Genomic DNA, 20,946 nt, shown 5'->3' on the forward strand with positions numbered 1-20,946 from the left:
CCGCACGCCACACCTCGCACCCGAGAATGGCGACTGAGCATGCTGCAGCAGGCGCAGCTGTATCTGTGCACCGACGCAAGACTGGGCACCGGAGACTTCGACGAGTTCGTGGACGCCGCCTACCGCGGAGGCGTCGACATCATTCAGCTGCGCGACAAGCATCTCGACGCCGGTGATGAGCTGGAGTACTTCGAGCTGCTCGCGGCTGCGGCGCGCCGACATGGGCGACTCTTCGCCGCCAACGACCGAGCCGACGTCGCCACGCTGACCGGCGCCGACATCCTGCACGTCGGGCAGCGCGACCTCAGCGTCGCCGACGCCCGTTCGCTGCTGCCGGAGGGCACGCTCGTCGGCCTGTCGACGCATTCCCGAGTGCAGGCCGAGCAGGCGCGTCTGGGCGATCCTGACTATTACTGCATCGGGCCGGTCTGGCGCACTCCCACGAAACCGGGTCGGGCCCCGGTCACCCTCGACGCCGTACGACAGGTGCATACGCAGAGCCGTGGCGATGCCAAGCCGTGGTTCGCCATCGGCGGCGTCAACGCCGAGACCCTGGAGCAGGTGCTCGACGCCGGGGCGAACCGCATCGTCGTCGTACGTGCGATCACCCAGGCAGACGACCCCGAGGCCGCCGCTCGCGAGCTGCGCTCGGCGCTGCCACCGCTGCCCGAGCTCGTCACAGCGTGAGATAATGATCGTCGTGTCGCACGACGGCACCCTGCTGACCAAACAAAGAAAGCGGTGACCATGTCATCAGTGTTCGATGCACAGTACGAGCGGTTCTCGACCGGTGCCGGCTTCCTGGCCGCGCTCGATCAGTCCGGAGGCAGCACGCCCAAGGCGCTGCGTCTCTACGGAGTGGACGAATCGCAGTACCGCAATGAGACCGAGATGTTCGACCTCATTCACGAGCTGCGCACTCGCATCATCACCAGCCCTGCTTTCACCAGCGAGCGTGTGCTCGGCGCGATTCTCTTCGAGCAGACGGTCGACCGTGAGATCAACGGGGCCCCGAGCGCGAAGTATCTCTGGAACGAGCTGGGCATCGTGCCGTTCCTGAAGATCGACAAAGGGCTCGCCGAGCTCAAAGACGGCGTGCAGGTGCTCAAGCCGATCCCGACGCTGCAGCAGCAGCTCGACAAGGCGAACGCGAACGAGGTCTTCGGCACGAAAGAGCGCTCGCTGATCAAACAGGCCAACGAGTCGGGCATCATCGCCGTCGTCGACCAGCAGTTCGAGCTGGCCGATCAGGTGCTCGACGCCGGGCTCGTGCCGATCATCGAGCCCGAGGTCGACATCACCGCAGCAGACAAGGCCGATTCCGAGTCGATTCTGCGCGATCAGATTCTGCAGCACCTCGATGCGCTGCCCGAGGGGCGCAACGTGACGCTCAAGCTCTCACTGCCCACCGAGGCCGGCTTCTACTCCGCTCTCGTCGACCACGACCGCGTCGTGCGCGTCGTGGCCCTCTCAGGTGGCTACAGCCGAGACGAGGCCAACGCGCTGCTGGCCAAGAATCCGGGAGTCATCGCCAGCTTCAGCCGCGCCCTCACCGAGGGTCTCACCGCACAGCAGAGCGACGACGAGTTCAACCAGACGCTCGACGCCGCCATCGAGAGCATCTACCAGGCGTCGATCGCCGGCTGAGACACGCGAAAGAGATCGACACAGATGGCAGCGCACAGAGGGCACGGGTCGGCCACGCCGGCGACCCGTGCCCTCGACCGTGCCGGAGTGGCCTATCAGCTGCACGGCTTCGAGCATGACCCCGATGACCGACACTTCGGCGACGAAGCCGTCGACAAGCTCGATCTGCCTGCAGACCGCATCTTCAAGACGCTGGTCGTCGAGATCGACGGTGCTGCATCGCGCAGTCAGGATCTCGCCGTCGGCGTCGTGAGTCTGGATGCGCGACTCGATCTCAAGGCCATGGCGCACGCGTTGGGAGTCAAACGGTGCCACATGGCCGATCCTCAGCTGGCACAGCGCCGCACCGGCTATGTGGTCGGCGGCATCAGTCCGCTGGGGCAGAAGAGCCGGCTGCCCATCTTCGTCGACGACGGCGCCCGCTCCATCGAGACCATGCTGGTCTCCGGCGGTCAGCGTGGGCTTGACGTCGAGCTGGCGCCAGACGACCTCTGCAGCGTCACCGGAGCATGCTACGCCCCCATCGCCAAACGCGACTGAGCGGCGCCGGGCGCAGAGAACCGGTGGCGGCGTCCACGCTGTGAGACACCACCACCGGTGTGAGAGTTCAGGTCAGCTCTCAGAGACGGCAGCCGAATCGTTGTGCTTCGATCCAGCGCGACGACGCGTGCCGAGCTCTCCGTCGACTTGGTCGGCGAAGTCGGTGCTCTGTGCAGTCATCGGGGACTCATCCTGCCAGATCTGTTCGAGATCAGCATCGAGCCCAGCTTCCTTCCGGGCCCTTCGCCCGGGATCCTTCTCTCGGTTCGTGCTCATGTCTGCAGTCTAAGCCGAGCACGAGCGGCTCACCTCGGAACCACGAGATGATATATCGACCCGCCGAAGGCCGATCGAGCGCATGAGGTACTCTCCACACATGCAGTCGTTCACCGTGCACTCATCGCTCGACGGCGTCGAACTGCGCTGCCGCCGTTTCAGCGCGACGGCAGCGACCGACCTGGCTCCAGTCATCATGCTGCACGGCACCGCGCTGTCGCAGTCCGTTTGGCGCGGCATGGGCTGGATCGACCCGGTTCTGCCGGCCCGAGACGTGCTCACCATGGATCTCCGCGGTCACGGCCGCAGCGGCAGACCGCACGACGCGACGGCCTACGACATGCGCCACTTCGTCACAGACGTCTGCGATGTGCTCGACGCCGCTCAGATTCCCCAGGCGGCAGTCGTGGGCTATTCTCTCGGCGGTCGCATCATGTTCTCACTCGCTGCAGACCACCCCACACGAGTCTCGACGATGGTGAGCGTGGCGGGATCGCCGCAGAACTCCCCCGGCGCATTCGACCGGGTCTTCTTTCCCGGCATCGTCGAGACGCTGCGACAGGGGTCTATGGAGCTGTTCATCGAGCGCTGGGAGCAGCATCTCGGCCGCCCCCTCTCGGCTTCGACCGTTCTGGCCATGCGGATGAACGACCCGCTCGCCCTCGCCGCCTACATGACCGCGGCCGACGGAGATCGCGGCGTGCCGACCCGCGTGCTCTCCACGATGCGCATGCCGACGCTGCTTCTGGCCGGCTGTGCGGATGCCGAACGCGAGCAGGCTGCCCGGCTGGCGGCCGCATACCTGCCGAACGCCCGCATCCGCCTGCTCCCGGGGGTCACGCACAGTGGAATCCTGCGTTCGCCGACAGCGTGCCAGGCGACCGCCGACTTCCTCGCTCGCTGACAGATTCATCGCATAGACTGCACCCGTGTCAGTTCCATCGCCTCGCATGCCCAAAGGCCTCTCTGGGGCCGTCCGGGCCCGCGAGCGGCTGATCACCTCCGGCGCCGTCGACGACGCACTGCTGCGCCCTGAGATCGCCGAATCCTGGCGACGCTGCCGCGAGGCCGATGTCTCGGCGCACGACCTGCAGCAGATCACGCCGATCAGCAGCGTGGCTCAGACACCGTTGGCCCGGCACTCGACCGAAGCGCTGCAGACCCTCGCCGGCGACCTCAGCGAGGTCAGCGCCGGCGTCGTCGTCGCCGACACCACCGGCAACATCGTGTCGGCCGCGTTCTGCGACATCTCCGGCCGCGACTCGCTCAGCGAGATCAACATGCTGCCCGGCTACTCTTTCGCCGAGGCGTCGGTCGGCACGAACGGCATCGGCACGACGCTTGCGACGGGCAGGCCCACTGCCGTCATCGGCGCCGAACACTTCAACGACGCCTTCCAGCAGTACGCCTGTGTCGGCCTGCCGCTGCGCCACCCGATCAGCGGTCAGCTCATCGGCGTCGTCGAGATGACCACCAAGGCCACCCGAGACGAACTCGCGACCAAGCTGATGCGTCACACCCTCAGCATCGCCAAGAGACGCATCGAGCATCGACTGCTGGACGAGACGACCAGCGAACGCCAGCCGCTGCTGCGCCTGTTCAGCGATCGCGACGCGCTGGCAACCGGGCCGGTGCTCGCCTACGCCGACGGCTTCGAGATCTGCAACACCTGGGCGACGCTCACGCTCGACGTCGAAGACCGAGCCATGCTGCAGCGCACCGCCCTGCGCATGATCACCCAGCACAGCGCCGATCGCCGACAGGTTCGTCTGCACACCGGTGCCGAGTGCGTGATGAAGCCGACGCTGCTGATGTCGTCCGGGCTCGCTCAAGACGGTCTGGTGCTCGAGCTCGAGTTCATCGGCACCAGTCGCTCGCTCGGGGTCATCGGCCACACCGGCACGAGCAGCACCATGCGTCTGGGCGAGAACTATCGTCGCTTCGCAGACGTCCAGCTGCTCTCTGGACGGTCTCCTCTGTGGCTGCAGACTCGCACCGATCTGGGCGCAGCACTGCGTCGACGCGAGTCGGTGCTCGCAGTCGGCGAGACCGGAACGGGCAAGACCTCGGCCGTCGACGAGATCTTCCACCAGCTCAAGCCCGACGGCCGCAGCACGATCGTCGAGCCCGAAGACCTGTATCGTCGCGTGCGTCGCGGCCGCGGCTTCGCACAGCTGCTCGCCGGCCGGCCAGACCTGCTCATTCTGCGCAACATCCACTCGCTGCCGCAAGAGACCATCGAGCCGCTGGCCGAGTTCCTGATCACCCGTTCCGCCGACGTGCTGGTGGCCGCGACGTACAACCCGTCGCACATGAGCGACCGGATGCCCTCGGCACAGCTGCTCCCGTTCTTTCAGCACACCACGATGATTCCCGCTCTGCGACATCGCCCGGACGACATTCCCGGCATCGTCGCGCAGTTTCTGCAGGTGCTCGCCGGCGACAGACAGCCGCTGCGCGTCGCAGACGACGCCATGGCCGCGCTGAGCCAGTCGAGCTGGCCCGGAAATCTCAAGCAGCTGCACGACGTGCTCGCGACGCTGGTCTCGAACCTCGAGCCCGGGCAGACCGTGCAGCGCAGCGACATCCCACGCTTCGCGAGCCTCAGCGACCTCATGGTGCTCACCGCCATGGAGGCCATCGAGCGGGATGCGATCGTGCAGAACCTGTACGAGTGCAACCGAAACAAGTCTGCGACGGCTCAGGCGCTGGGCATCTCGCGGTCGTCGCTCTACCGCAAGATGCGTGCCTACGGCCTCGAAGACATCTGATCAGAAGGTCGGCAGCTGACAGACCGAGCCGAACTCGCCGTCGAGATCGACCGGTGGCAGCGGTCTCGGCGTCTCAGCCCCTGCGTCGACTTCGGCCTTCGTGGGAGCCGGAGCCAGCTCGGCGGTCTCCTCGCTGCTGAACAGACGGCCGCGAGACAGAAAGACGTACCCTTCGGGCCCCTCCAGCGAGAATCCGCCCAGGCCGACACCCTCTGCCACGTCGATCACGACCTGGGTGTGCTCCCACGCCGAGAACTGCGTGCTGGAGATCCAGACCGGCGTGCCCGCGGCATCCGCACTGCTGCCGTCCAGGACGAAGCCCAGCAGTCGGTCGAGCGGTGAGACGATGTAGCTGCCCACTCGAAAGCATGCTGGCCCTGATCCCTCGCAGCAGCCGCCGGACTGATGGAAGATCACGTCGCCGTGCTTCTCACGAATGGTGTGCAGCACCGCCGCAGCCGCGGTCGTGATCACGACTCGCGAGTGCAGCGCCTGTTCGAGCAGTGCGGCAGGCGTGCCGTCGACTGACTCAGTGCGTGGGCTCATGATTGACTCCTTCGTCGAAGGCATCGAAGATGCCGGTGTTCCCATCGTGACGGACGCGCACGTCGAGTGCCAGCCATCGAAGACGATGACGGGGCGGCCCGCCGTTCCGAAGCGGAACGATCGGGCACGCCCCGTCACGTCGATGTCCGAGCCGACACAGCTGCGACTCGGCCTGCGGTCACCCCCGTATGCTGCCCTGATCTCCGAAGCGATCAGGGTCACACGTGGTGTGCGTCGGTTTAGAAGAAGCCCTGCGGCTTCTCGCTGTACGACACCAGGAGGTTCTTGACCTGCTGGTAGGCATCGAGCACCATCTTGTGCGTCTCACGACCGATGCCCGACTCTTTATAGCCGCCGAAGGCCGCGCCCGCCGGGTAGTTGTGATAGGTGTTCGTCCAGACACGACCGGCCTGGATGCCGCGGCCGGCCTTGTACGCGATGTTGCCGTTACGACTCCACACGCCCGAGCCGAGGCCGTAGAGCGTGTCGTTGGCGATGTCGAGCGCCTCGTCGAAGTCTTTGAACGTCGTCACTGAGACGACCGGCCCGAAGATCTCTTCCTGGAAGATGCGCTGCTTGTTGTTGCCCTTGAAGATCGTCGGCTTGATGTAGTAGCCGCCCGCAAGATCGCCGTCGAGCACATTGCGCTCACCGCCGGTCAGCAGTTCTGCGCCTTCCTGCTTGCCGATCTCAAGGTAGCTGAGAATCTTCTTCAGCTGAGCCTCACTGGCCTGGGCGCCGACCTGCGTGGCCGTGTCGAGCGGGTCGCCCTGAATCGACTTCTCGACCCGAGCCACTGCGTCAGGCAGGAACGTGTCGGCGATCGATTCTTGGATCAGCGCACGCGACGGGCAGGTGCAGATCTCGCCCTGGTTGAGCTGGAAGAGTGCGAAGCCCTCGAGCGCCTTGTCGTAGAAGTCGTCTTTCTTGTCGGCGACGTCTTCGAAGAAGATGTTCGGGCTCTTGCCGCCCAGCTCGAGCGTGGCGGGAATGATCAGGTTCGCGGCCTGCTGCGCGATGAACCGACCCGTCGTCGTCGACCCGGTGAACGCGATCTTGCGGATGCGGTTGCTCGACGTCAGCGCAGCACCGGCTTCGGCGCCGAAGCCGTTGACGATGTTCAGCACGCCGGCCGGCAGCAGGTCTTCGATGACCTTGATCAGTTCGAGCAGCGAGACCGGGGTCGACTCTGCGGGCTTCAGAACGATGGTGTTTCCCGCTGCAAGAGCGGGAGCGATCTTCCACGCAGCCATCAGAATCGGGAAGTTCCACGGGATGATCTGACCGACGACGCCCAGCGGCTCTTTGAAGTGGTAGGCCACCATGTCGCTGTCGATCTCGTTGGTGTTGGTCTCCTGCGCGCGGATCGCGGCGGCGAAGTAACGGAAGTGATCGGCCGCCAGCGGGATGTCGGCGGCGAGCGTCTCGCGCACCGGCTTGCCGTTGTCCCACGTCTCAGCGACGGCGAGCTTCTCGAGGCTGGCGTCGATGCGGTCGCCGATCTTCCACAGAATGTCAGCTCGCTCGGTTGCAGAGAGCTTGCTCCACTTCGGGAACGCCGCCCATGCGGCGTCGAGCGCCTTCTCGACGTCGGCGCCTTTGCCGCGTGCCACCTTGGTGAAGACCTTGCCGGTGACCGGAGTGATGTTGTCGAAGTACTCTCCGTCTGCCGGCGGCACCCACGCGCCGCCGATGAAGTTGTCGTACTTCTCCTGGAACGTGATCAGGCTGCCCTCGCTGCCGGGCGCTGCATAGATCGTCATGATGCTCCTTATATTCCGCTTGTCGCCGGACCAAGCTGACCCGGCAGCCTCGCGACCGTCCTTGGCCGCACATCACTCATTCTGACAGTGCAGAGAGGGGAAACAACCGGTGTATACGATGTCGGTCGTGGTCGTGTCAGAATGGCACATTTCCGTTCGCCGACCGACATCTTTCGCCGACATCTGCCGGAGTGATCTGCCGCGCGTCGAGCTGTGGGCTCGGCTGCGCGGCAGGGCTGCGGAGACGAAAGACGCCGGCATCACACGTTCTGCACGTGGATGCCGGCGTCTCGCGAGATCAGGCGCCGGTCACAGCCCGTGCGCCACCGAGAGGTGCGTCGTTCAGGCGCGACCGATCGAGTCGATGATCTCGTTCAGCGCGGCAGAAGGACGCAGCGCCGCCGAGGCGAGTGCGTCGTCGGGACGATAGTAGCCGCCGATGTCGACCGGGCTGCCCTGCACTGCGAGCAGATCGCTCGTGATCTGCTGCTCGCCCTCGGACAGCGCCTTGGCGACCGGGGCGAAGAGCTCGGCGAGCTCGGCGTCGTCGGTCTGCTGCGCAAGGTTCTCAGCCCAGAAGCGAGCCACGTAGTAGTGGCTGCCACGGTCGTCGATCTCTCCGGCCTTGCGCGACGGCGAGCGATCTTCGTTGAGGTAGCGCTCGGTGGCCTGGTCAAGCGCGTCGCCCAGCACCTGCGCGCGCGGGCTGTCGCTCTTTCGAGCATGGAAGCGCAGGCTCTCGCTGATGGCGAGGTACTCGCCGAGACTGTCCCAGCGCAGATGGTTCTCGGCCAGGAACTGCTGCACGTGCTTGGGGGCCGAACCGCCGGAACCGGTCTCGAAGAGGCCGCCGCCGGCGAGCAGCGGAACGACTGACAGCGTCTTGGCGCTGGTGCCGACCTCCAGGATCGGGAACAGGTCGGTCAGGTAGTCACGCAGCACGTTGCCGCTGGCAGAGATGGTGTCTTCGCCCGCGCGGAAGCGCTTCAGCGTGAACTTCGTGGCCTCGATCGGCGAGAGCACACGGATGTCGAGCCCGTCGGTGTCGAGATCGGCGAGGTAGGCGTGCACCTTCTCGATGAGGTTGCGATCGTGGGCACGGCTGTCGTCGAGCCAGAACACGACGGGCGTTTCGGACAGACGCGCACGAGTGACCGCGAGCTTGACCCAGTCGCGAATCGACTCGTCTTTGCTCTGGCAGCCGCGCCAGATGTCGCCGGCCTCGACGCGCTGCTCGATGAGCGCCTCGCCTGCCTGGTCGAGCACCTGCACGACGCCGGGTCGATCGATCACGAAGGTCTTGTCGTGGCTGCCGTACTCTTCTGCCTTCTTCGCCATGAGACCGACGTTGGGAACGCTGCCCACCGTCGTCGGGTCGAACTTGCCGTTGCGCACCGCGTCTTCGATGGTGGCCTCGTAGACGCCTGCGTAGGAGCTGTCCGGAATCACCGCGAAGGTGTCGTCCTCGGCGCCGGTCATGTCCCAGAGCCGACCGCCGTTGCGGATCAGCGCGGGCAACGAGGCGTCGATGATGACGTCACTCGGCACATGCAGATTGCTGATGCCCTTGTCAGAGTTGACCGCCGACAGACGCGGACCGTTCTGGTAGCCGGCCTCGATGGCCTCGCGCACACCTTCGCGAACATCCTCTGGCAGCGAGTCGATGCCGGCGATCACGCCGCCCAGGCCGTTGTTCGCGCTGATGCCCGCCGCTTCGAGAGCGTCACCGTACTTCTCGAAGAGGTCGGGGAAGAACGCGCGCACGACGTGACCGAAGATGACCGGGTCTGAGACCTTCATCATGGTCGCCTTGAGGTGCACTGAGAAGATGACGCCGGCGTCTTTCGCCTGCTGAATGGACTCTTTGAGGAAGTCATCCAGTGCCTTGGCGCTGAGGAACGTCGCGTCGAAGACCTCTCCCTCGAGCACCGGGATCGACTCTTTCAGCACCGTGACACTGCCGTCGTCGGCGACGAGCTGCACGGTGAGATCGTCGGCCTTCGGCAGCACCACCGACTGCTCGTTGTGACGGAAGTCATGGTCGCCGAGCGTGAGCACGCGAGTCTTCGACTCGGGCGACCACTCAGCCACCGAGTGCGGATGCTTGCGCGCGAAGTTCTTCACGGCGACCGGCACACGACGATCGGAGTTTCCCTCACGAAGCACGGGGTTGACCGCCGAGCCTTTGATCTTGTCGTAGACGGCGCGCACGCTGCGCTCGTCGTCGTCTGCCGGCTCGTCCGGGAAGTCTGGCACGTCGAAGCCCTTGCTCTGCAGCTCGGCGACGGCCGCCTTGAGCTGCGGCACCGATGCCGAGATGTTCGGCAGCTTCAGAATGTTGGCCTCAGGCGTCTTGGCCAGCGCACCGAGCTCGGCCAGCGCGTCGCCCACCTGCTGCTCTGCGGGAAGGCGATCGCTGAACGCGGCCAAGATGCGGCCGGCCAGCGAGATGTCTTTCGTCTGCACATCGATGTCGGCGGTCGCGGTGAACGCCTGCAGGATCGGCAGGAAGGAATACGTGGCGAGCAGCGGGGCCTCGTCGGTGTGCGTATAGATGATCTTCGCCATGGATGAACTGTCTCCCTTGATCAGGTTCGGTGAGATCTTTCGCCCTGCGAAAGACTCGTGGAACTTCCGCACCCCACGATACCGGATGCGGCGCCGGGCGACGCACGGCCTCGGGAGGGATCAGTCGATGGTTCCGTAGAGCCGATCGCCGGCGTCGCCGAGGCCCGGAACGATGTAGCTCTGGTCGTTCAGCCCCTCGTCGACGGCGCCGAGCACCACGGTGAGATCGCGGCCCTCGAAGTGCTTTTCGACCGCCTCGACTCCCTGCGGCGCACCCAGAATGCAGATCGCGGTCACCTTGCGAGCTCCGCGTTCGAAGAGGTAGTCGATCGCACCGATCAGCGAACCACCGGTCGCGAGCATCGGATCGAGCACGAAGCAGGCACGATCGCTGAGGTCGTCGGGCAGCCGCTTCGCATACGTCGTCGGCTGCAGCGTCTGCTCGTCGCGCACCATGCCGAGGAACCCCACTTCAGCGGTCGGCAGCAGTTTCGTCATGCCCTCGAGCATGCCGAGTCCTGCGCGCAGGATCGGCACCACCAGCGGCAGCGGCTGCTGCAGCCGCACACCGGTGGTCTCGGCGACGGGCGTCATGACGCGGACGGCTTCGACGGCCACATCGCGGGTTCCCTCGTAGGCCAGCAGCGTCATGAGCTCTTCGACGAGCTGACGGAACACCGGCTGCGGGGTGCTCCGGTCTCGGAGAACGGTCAGCTTGTGGTCGATGAGGGGGTGATTGGGAGTGATCAGACGCATGCTCTCAGCCTAGTCGTGTCATGGTGATGAGGATGTCGCGGCCGGCCAGGCTCGGTCGACTCGCGTGGATCAGTGCGCGGCTTCGTCCACCCGATCCGTGCTCGCCGGCGAAACCGGCGTCGTGCTGCGCCCGCCGCGCAGCCGGGTCACTCCACGCATGACGTGGTAGACGGCGATGGCGGCGAAGGTTCCCAATGCGATGCCGCCGAACACCAGGTCGCCGGCCTGCCAGGTGAAGTCGGCGATCGCGATGATCAGCGCGACCCCGGCTGTGGTCAGGTTGATCGACTTCGAGAAGTCGACTTTGTTCTCGACCCAGATGCGCACGCCGAGCACACCGATCATGCCGTAGAGCACCACACCGGCGCCTCCGAGCACACCGGCGGGCACCGTGGCGATCGCCGCTCCGAACTTGGGAAAGAGACTCAGCAGCACAGCGACGATGCCGGCGACCCAGTAGGCCGCGGTCGAGAACACCTTGGTCGAGGCCATCACACCGATGTTCTCTGCGTAGGTGGTCGTGCCCGAGCCGCCGCCCGAACCCGCGAGCACCGTGGCAAGACCGTCGCTGATCAGCGCACGACCGATGTTGTCGTCGAGATTTCGGCCGACCATCATGCCGACCGACCGCACATGTCCGATGTTCTCAGCGATCAGCACGAAGACGACGGGCACGAAGAGGCCCACGGTCGAGATGTGGAAGGTGGGCGTCTGGAAGTGCGGCAGCCCGAACCATGCCGCGTCGGCGATGGCCGAGAAGTCGACCTCACCGCGGACGACCGCAGTGACGTAGCCGATCACCACGCCGAACAGAATCGACAGACGACCGAGGAACCCACGGAAGAGCACGCCCCACAGGATGATCGCTCCCAGCGTCACCAGCGCGGTGATTGGGGCGACCTCGAAGTTCGCCTTGGCACTGGGCGCGAGGTTCAGGCCGATCAGAGCGACGATCGCACCGGTGACGACAGGCGGCATCAGCCATTCGATCCATCGAACGCCCGCCCGCTGCACGACCAGGCCGATGACGAACAGCGTGGCACCGGCGATCACGACGCCGCCGAGCGCGCCCGCGTACCCGTGCTCGCTCTGCGCCGCGGCGATCGGGGCGATGAAGGCGAAGCTCGATCCGAGGTAGCTGGGCACCCGGTTTCGGGTCAGCAGCAGGAAGATGATGGTGCCGAGGCCGGAGAACAGCAGGGTCGTCGCCGGTGGGAATCCGGTGAGCAGCGGCACCAGGAAGGTGGAGCCGAACATGGCGACCACATGCTGGGTGCCGATGCCGATCGTGCGCGGCCAGGTCAGTCGCTCGTCGGGAGCCACCGCCTCGCCCGGTCCGATGTGCACGCCGTCTCCGTGCAGCCGCCAGTCGAAAGCTCCTCGAGCCATGTCGTCTCCTCAGTCTGGTGAAGTGGCGAACAGTCGTGGAGGCCTGCCACGCCGAGGGAAGATCTTACGCCGACCCGCATTGCACGCAGGTTACATGCGATCGTCTCAGCGCTGCTCCTGAGCGGGCACGATCACGCGTTTGACGATGATGAGGATCGAAGCGGCCACGGGAAAGGCGACGAGAGCCCCCATCAGTCCAGCGAGCGTCGCACCCACCATCGCACCGATCAGCACGAGCGATCCGGGAATGTTGACGCTCTTGCCGACGATGCGCGGAGTCAGGACATATGCCTCGACCTGCATGTAGATGATCAGGCAGAGGGCGACGAACAACGCGGTGAGCGGTGAGCCGAGCAGGGCGACCGCAGTGATCAGCACGGTGCTGATCACACTGCCGATGAGCGGGATCATCGTGATGAACAGCGCGAGCATGGCGAGCACGAGCGAGAACGGAACACCGAAGACGGTCATCACGATCAGACTGAAGACCGCGTTGCAGAAGGCCAGCACGACCATGCCGCCGAGGTAGCTGCCGACCGAGCCGGTGATCTCTTCGGTGATGTCCATGACGTTCGCACGCTTCGTCTTCGGCACCAGCAGTGAGAACGCCTGCTTCATGCGATCGAGGGAGACCACGAAGTAGAGGGTCAGAATCAGCACGAAGATCGTGCCGGTCATGGCGTCGACCACGCCGCGGCCGATCTCGAAGGCTCCACCGCCGACGCCCCACCAGAAGTCGGGGTTCGTCACCTGTGTCTCGATCGTCTGCAGCGTCGTGGTCGCCGCTCCGTTGAACTGCTCGTCCACGTGCAGGAACCAGGGCCGCTGGCTGACTTCGTCGAAGCTCTTCGGCGCCGTGTCGACGAACTGGCCGACCTGCTGCACGATGCCGGGCACGATCATCCAGACGACCACGCCGAAGATCAGCAGGCCCACGCCGAGCACCGTGCCGAGCGCCAGCGGGCGCTTCATCCCCCTGCTCTCGAGCCAGCGGATCACCGGCTCCAGTCCGAGCGTGATGAAGAGGGCGAAGAACACCAGGGTCAGCGGCTTGATGATCGCGACGACGACAGCGGCCAGAAGCACTGCCAGCAGCACGCCGACCGTCGTCGAGAAGCCGGACATCACGCCGGGGCCGCGGGGCAGCCATTTTGCGCGTGTCGCTGGTTCCGGGGTCGACATATGATCCTCCTGAGTGCAGACGTCAGCTCTCATCGTAAGACCTCTCGGGATCCGGGGCTCAGGGATGACTTCGACACTCAGCGCGAAAGCATGCTTCCGGTTCGCTCGAAGCGGCCGTACCAGCCGAAGGCTTCGGCGAAGAGGTGTGGCACATGCCCGCCCCGCCGGCTCGCTCGCTCAAGGTAGTCGTGCAGCAGCGGCTGGTAGTCGGGATGAGCGATGTTGTCGATGACCACCCGAGCGCGCCGAACCGGGCTCAGCCCGCGCAGGTCGGCCAGCCCGCGCTCGGTGATCAGCACCTGCGTGTCGTGCTCGGTGTGATCGACATGCGAGACGAATGGCACGATCTTCGAGATCGATCCGCCTTTCGCCGTCGACGGGCTGATGAACATCGACAGGTAGCCGTTGCGCCCGTAGTCTCCCGATCCGCCAAGGCCGTTGACCACATTGACGCCGTTGACGTGGGTCGAGTTGACGTTGCCGTAGATGTCGGCCTCGACCATGCTGTTCATGGCGATGACGCCGAGCCGTCTGATCAGCTCGGGATTGTTCGAGATCTCCTGCGGCCGCAGCACGATGCGATCGCGGTAGAACGAGATGTTGCGCTTGACATGGTCGAACATCGCAGGGCTGAGCGCCAGCGCCGTCGCCGAGGCGAACGAGACCACACCAGAGTCGATGAGTTCGATCATGCCGTCCTGGATCAGCTCGCTGTAGCACTGCAGACCCCGGTAGCTCGAGTTCGCGAGCTCTGCGAGCACGGCGTTGGCGACATTGCCCACGCCGGACTGCAGCGGCAGCAGGCTGCCCGCCGGCACACGTCCCGCTCTCACCTCATGGTCGAGGAACTCGAGGATGTGCCCGGCCATCGCTCGACTGGCCTCGTCAGGCGCGGTGAAGCTCGGGCTGTCATCCGGCAGATCGGTCTCGACCACGGCGACGACCTTCTGCGGGTCGACGGTGAGGTGCGGCCGGCCGATGTGCTGGTCGACGTGCTCGAGCGGAATCGGAGTGCCGTGCAGCGGCAGCCCGGTGTTCTGGTAGATGTCGTGGGCGCCGTCGAGTTCGATGGGCTGCCACCGGTTGACCTCGATGATCACTTCGTCCGCCTCGTCGAGCCAGGCCTGGTTGTTGCCGATCGAGCTGCCGGGCACCAGCTCGCCGTCTTCGGTGATCGCGGCGACTTCGACGACGGCCGTGTGCACGCGACCGAAGTAGCCTTCGCGCACCTGCTGCGCGAGCCGGGAAAGGTGCACTTCGACATAGTCGACGTCGAGGGCGTTGATCTGGCGACGCAGCTTCGGGTCGGCGTTGTAGGGCACGCGACTGGCGACGACACCGGATTCGGCGAGTCGTCCGTCGAGATCGGCGGCGGTGGATGCTCCGCTCAGCAGGGTCAGTGCGTATGGCTGTCTGCCGTCGGGGCTGGTGCGAAGGGCCGCGTCGGCCAGGTCGGCGAGGGCTGAGAGCACCGCTTTGGGATGCCCCGCTCCCCCGAACCCGCTGACCGCCAGCGTCGCGTCGGTTCGGATCAGTTCTGCCGCCTGTCGCGGTGTGCGCACGAGCTGTCGAAAGCGTCGGTCAGCGATCCGCGTCGTTGCGGAGGTCGGAGCCGGGAAGATGTCGAGGTTCGTCATGCTCGGCACTCTAGGCACAATCGGAGACACCCGAAAATGCTATACGACACTGAGTCTCATAGATGATGGGATGCGGTAGCATCTCCTGGGTGGCCTCTGCGTGGTAGCGTGACCGAATGAGCACAGCATCGCTGAGTCGAGTCGAAGTGGCCGATATCGCCCTCGCCCTGTTCACCGCCCGCGGCTATGACGAGGTGAGCGCCGCAGACATCGCCACTGCGGCACATGTCTCACGCAGCACGTTCTTTCGCCAGTTCGGCACCAAAGACGACGTGATCTTCGCCGACCACGATGACATTCTCGAGCAGGTCGACGCGTTCTTCGCCGCACGCCTGCGCGGTCAGGTGGTCACCGTCGACGCTCGCACAGACGTGATCGATGCCGCCCTGCTGGTGCTCGACCGCTTTCTCGCCCGCCTCCCCAGCATCCGCTCGCGCGATCGCATCGTACGTGCGACGCCCAAGCTGCGCGACCGCGAGATCGTCACGATCACGCGTTACCAGAAGGTCTTCGACCGGTATCTGCGCGAGCAGCTGCCAGCACTGCGACACATCGAGGCGCTGCAGTTCGCCGACATCGTCGCGACCACGCACAACGCGGTGCTGCGGCAGGCGATCCGCGAGCAGATCTCACCAGACCAGGCCCACCGGGATCTGGCCGCCGAGCTCGCGCGCCTGCTGACGATCTTCGCTCCGAGGGCGGCAGACCATCAAGACGCCGCGCAGCCGAAGCTCCCGCTGACCGCCGCAGACGCACGTGACCACGACCAGCAGCCGACCGCAGCCGACGCCGGCTCGGTCGTCGTGGTCTTCGACGTCGACGCGCCGATGTCCACCGTCGGCCGTGTGGTGCAGCAGGCACTGCGGCAGCATCGCCAGAATCGTATCTGAAACCCCGTCTCACTTGCAGCACGACTCCGTCTCATGCCATGCTCGGATGCAGTCGATGACGCACGAGAGGAATCAGACCCCCATGTCAGCATCCAGCCCAGCATCCGCGACCACCGAGACGGCACCGGTCGACTTCGTCTTCGAGGTGCAGACCGTGAGCGATCCGCGCGATGCCCGCCTCGATGCCGCAGACGACAGCCGCCCGTTTCGCGTCGGCGTCATCACGATGCGGCCGGCCGCGAAACTGCTGGTCTGGTCGGCTGCAGCGATCACGGCGTTCGAGCGATACCTGCGCACGCTCCCGGATCAGGTGCGTGACGCCGACGTCGATGCGCTGGTCTTCACCGCTGCGGGGAGCGTGTTCGGCGCCGGTGCCGATCTCAGCGAGTTCCAGCGCGTCGCGACCCCGGCCGAGGCGACTGAGTCGGCCGCGCGCGCCTACCGAGCGTTCGCCGGTCTGCTCGCCCTCCCGGTGCCGACGTTCAGCCTGCTCAACGGCGCGGCCCTCGGCGGCGGTCTCGAAGTCGCGCTGCACACCGACTTTCGCATCGCTGCCGCCGGGGTCGCCGCCATCGGTCTGCCCGAGCTCAGCCTGGGCCTCGTGCCCGGGTGGGGCGGTCTGACCTGGCTCACCGCCTTGGTCGGCCCCGACGTCGCTGCCCGCATCGCCGTCGTCGACTCGCTGACCGGGCGAAATCTCACGGCCGAGCGTGCACGAGACCTCGGCGTCGTCGACGCCGTCGTGTCGGCCGACCGGCTGCTGGACGCATCGCTCGAGTGGGCGGCGGAGGTGCTCGCCGGCAGCGTGGTGGTCTCTCGTCGACCAGCCGCGGGCTCAAGAGACTGGGATGCCGACGATGTGCGCGCACGTGTGCGGCGACGGATTCCGACCGATCTGCCCGCCGTGGACGCCGCCGTCGAGCTGATCGGCCGTGCCACCGAACCGCTGCCGGGCTGCACCGCCGCGGCGGGCGTGCCCACGGCGTCCGCCGGTCTCGCGACGGCACGAGAGCGCATCGCGACCTACGCTCGCAACGACGCCCCGGGCGAGCCGCTCGCCGGTGCCACCGTCGAGGCCTTCGGGCGCCTGCTGCTGACGGACGAGGCGCGGGCGAGCATCTATGCCTTCTTCACGCTGCAGCGGGTTCGGCGCGCGGCGCGCCCCGGCGGTGCTCAGCTCGACATCGGACATGTCGGCGTGGTCGGCGGCGGGCTCATGGCCACGCAGCTCGCCGTGGTGTTCGCCACACGTCTCGGTGTGCCCGTCGTCGTCGTCGAAGTCGATCAGGATCGCGCCGATCTGGCGTCGTCGCGCATCGACATGCTGCTGGAGCAGGCCCGTGATCGAGGCGGCCTCGACGAGACGGCCCACGCCCGAGTGCGGGCATTGGTCACGACGGTGGCCGATCGAGACAGGCTCGCCGACAGCGACGTCGTGATCGAGGCGGTCTTCGAGGATCTCTCGGTCAAGCAGCAGGTGTGGCGCGACGTGGAGGCACTGGTCTCATCGCAGACCCTGCTGCTGACGAACACGTCGTCGCTGCTGATCAGCGAGCAGGCGAGCGTGCTGCAGCACCCGGAGCGCCTGATCGGCTTTCACTTCTTCAACCCGGTCGCCGTGCTGCCGCTGGTCGAGCTGATCCTGCCGAAGGAAACCGAGGCTCGTGACGAAGACGCCGCGCACCGTGTCGCAGACACCGCGCTGAGCCTCGCGGCCCGGCTGGGCAAGACGGCTGTTCGCGTCGCTGATCATCCGGGCTTTCTCGTCAACCGGCTGCTCTCACGGCTGATCGGCGATGCACTGCACCTCATCGATTCGGGGTGGGACGTCGCGACGGTCGACGGTGCACTGGTCGGCGACGGCCTGCCGATGACCCCGCTGACGCTGCTCGACTACATCGGGCACGGCGTGCAGCTGCACATCTTCGAGACGCTGCACGACGCCTGGCCGGCCAGGTTCCCGGTCAGCGCAAGTCTGCAGCAGATGGTCGAGATCGGCGGGCCCAGCCGCCTGCGCTATCTGACCGCTGCCGGAGAGCTCACGCCCGAGGCCGCCCAGGCCATCACGACGGCACGAGCCCGTAGCGCGCAGGCCGCCGACGCACCTCGAGCCGCAGGGCCCGGCGATGCGGCCGAGGCCCGAGGTCTGCTGCTCGACGGTCTGGCTCAGGAGGTCAACCTCGTGCTTGCCGACGGAACGGCTGAGAGCCCCCAGGACGTCGATGCGGCTCTCATGCTCGGGGCGAACTATCCCCGACACACCGGCGGCATCATCCCGCTGCTCGACCGCTCCGGTGCGAGCCGTCGCGTGACCGGCGCAGACCTGCTGCCGCGCGGCACCGCGAACGTGCCCGAACGGCGCTGAACCGCATCACCTCATCGAGTCCCGCTTCGACACGCGAACGACCCCGTGTCGAGCTCTGTGAAAGGATCACCATGACCACTGCCGACCCCGAGACCGAGACCGTTCGCACTCCCCTGCCGCCGCTGCCGGAGTACGACGTTCTGCAGGCGCTCGACACCGACTACTATGGCGTGTTCGCCGACATCCCCGCTGCCGACCGAGCATTTCTCGATCGTGCGCGACAGTTCACCGCCGAGGCGCTGCCGCTGATCGACGAGGCCTGGGACAAAGGCGAATACCGCCTCGAGTTCGCTCGACGACTGGGCGAGCTCGACCTGCTCACAGACGGCGTCGAAGGCCCGGGTCTCACCCCGATGTCACCGCTCGCGGCGGGTCTGGTTGCGGCTGAGGTGCACCGCTGCGACGGCTCGCTGGGCACGATCATCGCGGTGCAGGGCGCGCTGGCGCTGCGCACGATCGCCATGTTCGGCAGCGACGCGCAGAAAGCTGAGTGGCTGGTTCCACTCGCCCGCGGCGAGAAGCTCGGTGCGTTCGCACTCACCGAGCCGGATCACGGCAGTGACTCCGTGGCACTGACCACATCGGCTCGACGCTCCGGCGACGACTGGATCATCACGGGTCGCAAGAAGTGGATCGGCAACGGTTCAGTCGGCGACGTCACCGTGACCTGGGCGCGCGACGAAGCGGGCGACGTCCGCGCCTTCCTCGTGCCCCAAGACGCGCCCGGCTATCACAGTGAAACGATCCGCCGCAAGGGATCGCTGCGCGCCATCCATCAGGCCGAGATCACCTATGACAACGTGCGTGTGCCCGCCGATGCGGCACTGCCCGGCGCACGCTCGTTCAAAGACACCAATCGGGTGCTGGCGGCCACACGTCTGGGCATCGCCTGGTCGGCGCTGGGTCATGCCCAGGCGATCTTCGAGTCTGCGCTGCAGTACGCCCGACAGCGCGAGCAGTTCGGCCGCACCCTCGGCGACTTCCAGATGGTGCAGGAGAGACTCGTCCAGATGCTCTCGGAGCTCACCACGATCCAGCTGCATCTGCGCACGCTCACCGATCGCGAGACTGCCGGCACCATGCGCGCGCAGCAGGCATCGCTGGCCAAGTACGTGGCGACCCGCGGTGCCCGGCACATCGCCCAAATCGGTCGCGACATGCTCGGCGGCAACGGCATTCTGCTCGACTACGGCGTGATGCGGCACTTCACCGACATCGAGGCGCTGCACACCTACGAGGGCACAGAGAGCGTGCAGGCGCTGCTGGTCGGCCGCGATCTCACCAGACACAGCGCGTTCAGCGGCCGCTGAACCGATCGACGAGTCGGCGACAGACAGCCGAGCGATCAGATCTCACAGGAGCACTACGACCATGACATCCGAACCACAGACGTCGCCGGACGACGTCGTCATCGTCAGCGGGGCACGCACGCCGCAGGGCCGCATGGGTGGGCAGCTCGCGACACTCAGCGCCGTCGACCTCGGCGCCGCGGCCCTGCGCGGAGCCATCGAGCGTGCGGGCATCGAGCCCGACGCGATCGACCACGTGATGATGGGGCACGTCGTGCAGGCCGGCTGCGGGCAGAATCCGGCTCGGCAGACGGCGGTCGCCGCCGGGGTGCCGCTGACCTCCCCCGCCACGACGATCAATCGCGTCTGTCTGTCAGGCAGCAGCGCGATCATCGAGGCGGTGCGCCTGCTGCGCACCGGCGAGGCCGATCTGGTCGCAGCCGGCGGTCAGGAGTCGATGACGAACGCTCCGCACCTGCTGCCCGGCGCCCGTGTCGGCTACCGCTTCGGCGACGCCTCCGTCGTCGACTCGCTCGGTGCCGACGGCCTGACCGACGCCTTCTCGGGCGAGGCCATGGGTCTGCTGACCGAACGCGACGCCAGCGCCGCCGGCATCGATCGCGATGCGCAGGATGCCCTGGCCGCGCGATCGCATCGGCGTGCGGACCACGCGCAGCGCACCGGTCTGCTCACCGAGGAGATCGTGCCGGTGCACGTGCGTTCGCGGCGCGGCGAGAGTGAGGTCGCTGCGGACGAAGGGGTACGCCCCGAGAGCACGGCAGAGACCCTGGGGCGGCTGCGTGCTGCATTCGCCTCTGAGGGTGCGATAACAGCGGGCAACTCGTCTCCGATCTCGGACGGCGCAGCGGCGCTGCTGCTGACCACACGCGCTCAGGCGAGTCGGCTGGGGCTGCCGGTGCTGGCGCGCATCGCCGGATTCGCACAGATCGCCGGCCCGGACACCGGGCTGCTCGACAAACCGGCCCTGGCGATTCGACTGGCCTGTCGGCGAGCCGGAGTCGACGTCGCTCGGCTGGATGTGCTCGAGGTCAACGAGGCGTTCGCAGCAGTCGCCATACAGACCGCTCGGCTGCTCGACCTGCCTGACGAGCGTCTCAACGCACTGGGCGGTGCGGTCGCGCTGGGGCACCCGATCGGGGCCTCGGGCGCACGAATCGTCTTCAGCGCCGCCATGCAGCTGCGCCGGCTGCACGACGCCGCAGTCGGCACGGATGCCGGCGACGACACGCACTGGGCAGCGATCGGCATCTGCGGGGGCGGCGGTCAGGGCGATGCCCTCGTGCTGTCTTCGCAGTGACCTCGGTCG

17 protein-coding genes are annotated in these 20,946 nt (G+C 66.5%); 9 read left to right on the forward strand and 8 right to left on the reverse strand.

The window, feature by feature from the left end; translation table 11 throughout:
- The first annotated feature begins 39 nt into the window (after positions 1–39).
- Genes thiE through ybaK form a run of 3 tightly spaced genes read left to right on the forward strand, consistent with a single transcriptional unit; the run spans position 40 to position 2,187 of the window.
- The gene (gene thiE, locus F8O09_RS02365; RefSeq protein WP_158054421.1) at positions 40–687 is read left to right on the forward strand and encodes a thiamine phosphate synthase; all 648 of its coding nucleotides are present in this window, start codon (positions 40–42) and stop codon (positions 685–687) included.
- Between the two features lie 60 nt (positions 688–747).
- Positions 748–1,647 (forward strand): fructose bisphosphate aldolase, encoded by a 900-nt coding sequence (locus F8O09_RS02370; RefSeq protein ID WP_158031827.1) that lies wholly within the window; start codon positions 748–750, stop codon positions 1,645–1,647.
- Positions 1,648–1,671: 24 nt separating this feature from the next.
- Positions 1,672–2,187: a Cys-tRNA(Pro) deacylase gene (gene ybaK, locus F8O09_RS02375; RefSeq protein WP_158053802.1), complete on the forward strand. Its 516-nt coding sequence runs from the start codon at positions 1,672–1,674 to the stop codon at positions 2,185–2,187.
- 72 nt (positions 2,188–2,259) lie between these two features.
- On the opposite strand, the gene F8O09_RS02380 is transcribed toward ybaK, so the two are convergent.
- Positions 2,260–2,463, reverse strand: coding sequence for a hypothetical protein (locus F8O09_RS02380; RefSeq protein WP_158053803.1), 204 nt, complete (start codon positions 2,461–2,463; stop codon positions 2,260–2,262).
- A 100-nt stretch (positions 2,464–2,563) separates the two neighbouring features.
- On the opposite strand from F8O09_RS02380, the gene F8O09_RS02385 reads away from it, so the two are divergent.
- Both F8O09_RS02385 and F8O09_RS02390 read left to right on the forward strand, forming a co-directional pair.
- Positions 2,564–3,367 (forward strand): alpha/beta fold hydrolase, encoded by an 804-nt coding sequence (locus F8O09_RS02385; RefSeq protein ID WP_192497521.1) that lies wholly within the window; start codon positions 2,564–2,566, stop codon positions 3,365–3,367.
- A gap of 25 nt (positions 3,368–3,392) precedes the next feature.
- Positions 3,393–5,234 (forward strand): sigma-54-dependent Fis family transcriptional regulator, encoded by a 1,842-nt coding sequence (locus F8O09_RS02390; RefSeq protein WP_158053805.1) that lies wholly within the window; start codon positions 3,393–3,395, stop codon positions 5,232–5,234.
- Here the strand turns inward: F8O09_RS02390 and F8O09_RS02395 are convergent, their stop codons facing one another.
- From F8O09_RS02395 to F8O09_RS02425, 7 genes are all read right to left on the reverse strand, one after another.
- Positions 5,235–5,780, reverse strand: a complete 546-nt coding sequence (locus tag F8O09_RS02395; protein ID WP_158031181.1) for a DUF779 domain-containing protein — start codon at positions 5,778–5,780, stop codon at positions 5,235–5,237.
- A gap of 239 nt (positions 5,781–6,019) precedes the next feature.
- Entirely contained in the window at positions 6,020–7,543 is a 1,524-nt protein-coding gene (locus tag F8O09_RS02400; protein WP_158053806.1) for an aldehyde dehydrogenase family protein, read from the reverse strand.
- Between the two features lie 342 nt (positions 7,544–7,885).
- Entirely contained in the window at positions 7,886–10,111 is a 2,226-nt protein-coding gene (locus tag F8O09_RS02405; RefSeq protein WP_158053807.1) for an NADP-dependent isocitrate dehydrogenase, read from the reverse strand.
- Positions 10,112–10,231: 120 nt separating this feature from the next.
- Complete coding sequence (gene upp / locus F8O09_RS02410; protein ID WP_158031178.1) at positions 10,232–10,867, reverse strand: uracil phosphoribosyltransferase; 636 nt, start codon at positions 10,865–10,867, stop codon at positions 10,232–10,234.
- A 69-nt stretch (positions 10,868–10,936) separates the two neighbouring features.
- Positions 10,937–12,256, reverse strand: coding sequence for a uracil-xanthine permease family protein (locus F8O09_RS02415; RefSeq protein ID WP_158031177.1), 1,320 nt, complete (start codon positions 12,254–12,256; stop codon positions 10,937–10,939).
- Positions 12,257–12,361: 105 nt separating this feature from the next.
- The gene (locus F8O09_RS02420) at positions 12,362–13,438 is read right to left on the reverse strand and encodes an AI-2E family transporter (RefSeq protein ID WP_192497522.1); all 1,077 of its coding nucleotides are present in this window, start codon (positions 13,436–13,438) and stop codon (positions 12,362–12,364) included.
- A gap of 77 nt (positions 13,439–13,515) precedes the next feature.
- Complete coding sequence (locus tag F8O09_RS02425) at positions 13,516–15,075, reverse strand: succinate CoA transferase (protein ID WP_158053809.1); 1,560 nt, start codon at positions 15,073–15,075, stop codon at positions 13,516–13,518.
- Between the two features lie 116 nt (positions 15,076–15,191).
- Here F8O09_RS02425 and F8O09_RS02430 point away from each other — a divergent pair, with 116 nt between their 5' ends.
- The 4 genes from F8O09_RS02430 (at position 15,192) to F8O09_RS02445 (ending at position 20,937) form a co-directional block, all read left to right on the forward strand.
- Positions 15,192–15,965, forward strand: a complete 774-nt coding sequence (locus F8O09_RS02430) for a TetR/AcrR family transcriptional regulator (RefSeq protein WP_158053810.1) — start codon at positions 15,192–15,194, stop codon at positions 15,963–15,965.
- Between the two features lie 82 nt (positions 15,966–16,047).
- A complete protein-coding gene (locus F8O09_RS02435; RefSeq protein WP_192497523.1) occupies positions 16,048–18,330 on the forward strand; it encodes a 3-hydroxyacyl-CoA dehydrogenase NAD-binding domain-containing protein in 2,283 nt (760 codons plus the stop codon).
- Between the two features lie 71 nt (positions 18,331–18,401).
- Positions 18,402–19,640: an acyl-CoA dehydrogenase family protein gene (locus F8O09_RS02440; protein WP_158053812.1), complete on the forward strand. Its 1,239-nt coding sequence runs from the start codon at positions 18,402–18,404 to the stop codon at positions 19,638–19,640.
- Between the two features lie 61 nt (positions 19,641–19,701).
- Positions 19,702–20,937: an acetyl-CoA C-acyltransferase gene (locus F8O09_RS02445; RefSeq protein ID WP_158053813.1), complete on the forward strand. Its 1,236-nt coding sequence runs from the start codon at positions 19,702–19,704 to the stop codon at positions 20,935–20,937.
- The last annotated feature ends 9 nt before the right edge of the window (positions 20,938–20,946 follow it).

Origin of the sequence: Pseudoclavibacter sp. CFCC 11306 (genome assembly GCF_008831235.1) — a bacterium.
GTDB lineage: Bacteria > Actinomycetota > Actinomycetes > Actinomycetales > Microbacteriaceae > Pseudoclavibacter_A.

Bases quoted from the DNA above. Each gene is read 5' to 3' on its own strand.
- F8O09_RS02405 (WP_158053807.1), bottom strand. From the start codon at position 10,111: ATGGCGAAGATCATCTATACGCACACCGACGAGGCCCCGCTGCTCGCC.
- F8O09_RS02430 (WP_158053810.1), top strand. From the start codon at position 15,192: ATGAGCACAGCATCGCTGAGTCGAGTCGAAGTGGCCGATATCGCCCTC.
- F8O09_RS02395 (WP_158031181.1), bottom strand. From the start codon at position 5,780: ATGAGCCCACGCACTGAGTCAGTCGACGGCACGCCTGCCGCACTGCTC.
- thiE (WP_158054421.1), top strand. From the start codon at position 40: ATGCTGCAGCAGGCGCAGCTGTATCTGTGCACCGACGCAAGACTGGGC.
- upp (WP_158031178.1), bottom strand. From the start codon at position 10,867: ATGCGTCTGATCACTCCCAATCACCCCCTCATCGACCACAAGCTGACC.
- F8O09_RS02425 (WP_158053809.1), bottom strand. From the start codon at position 15,075: ATGACGAACCTCGACATCTTCCCGGCTCCGACCTCCGCAACGACGCGG.
- F8O09_RS02400 (WP_158053806.1), bottom strand. From the start codon at position 7,543: ATGACGATCTATGCAGCGCCCGGCAGCGAGGGCAGCCTGATCACGTTC.
- F8O09_RS02435 (WP_192497523.1), top strand. From the start codon at position 16,048: ATGTCAGCATCCAGCCCAGCATCCGCGACCACCGAGACGGCACCGGTC.
- ybaK (WP_158053802.1), top strand. From the start codon at position 1,672: ATGGCAGCGCACAGAGGGCACGGGTCGGCCACGCCGGCGACCCGTGCC.
- F8O09_RS02415 (WP_158031177.1), bottom strand. From the start codon at position 12,256: ATGGCTCGAGGAGCTTTCGACTGGCGGCTGCACGGAGACGGCGTGCAC.
- F8O09_RS02380 (WP_158053803.1), bottom strand. From the start codon at position 2,463: ATGAGCACGAACCGAGAGAAGGATCCCGGGCGAAGGGCCCGGAAGGAA.
- F8O09_RS02440 (WP_158053812.1), top strand. From the start codon at position 18,402: ATGACCACTGCCGACCCCGAGACCGAGACCGTTCGCACTCCCCTGCCG.
- F8O09_RS02420 (WP_192497522.1), bottom strand. From the start codon at position 13,438: ATGTCGACCCCGGAACCAGCGACACGCGCAAAATGGCTGCCCCGCGGC.
- F8O09_RS02370 (WP_158031827.1), top strand. From the start codon at position 748: ATGTCATCAGTGTTCGATGCACAGTACGAGCGGTTCTCGACCGGTGCC.
- F8O09_RS02385 (WP_192497521.1), top strand. From the start codon at position 2,564: ATGCAGTCGTTCACCGTGCACTCATCGCTCGACGGCGTCGAACTGCGC.
- F8O09_RS02445 (WP_158053813.1), top strand. From the start codon at position 19,702: ATGACATCCGAACCACAGACGTCGCCGGACGACGTCGTCATCGTCAGC.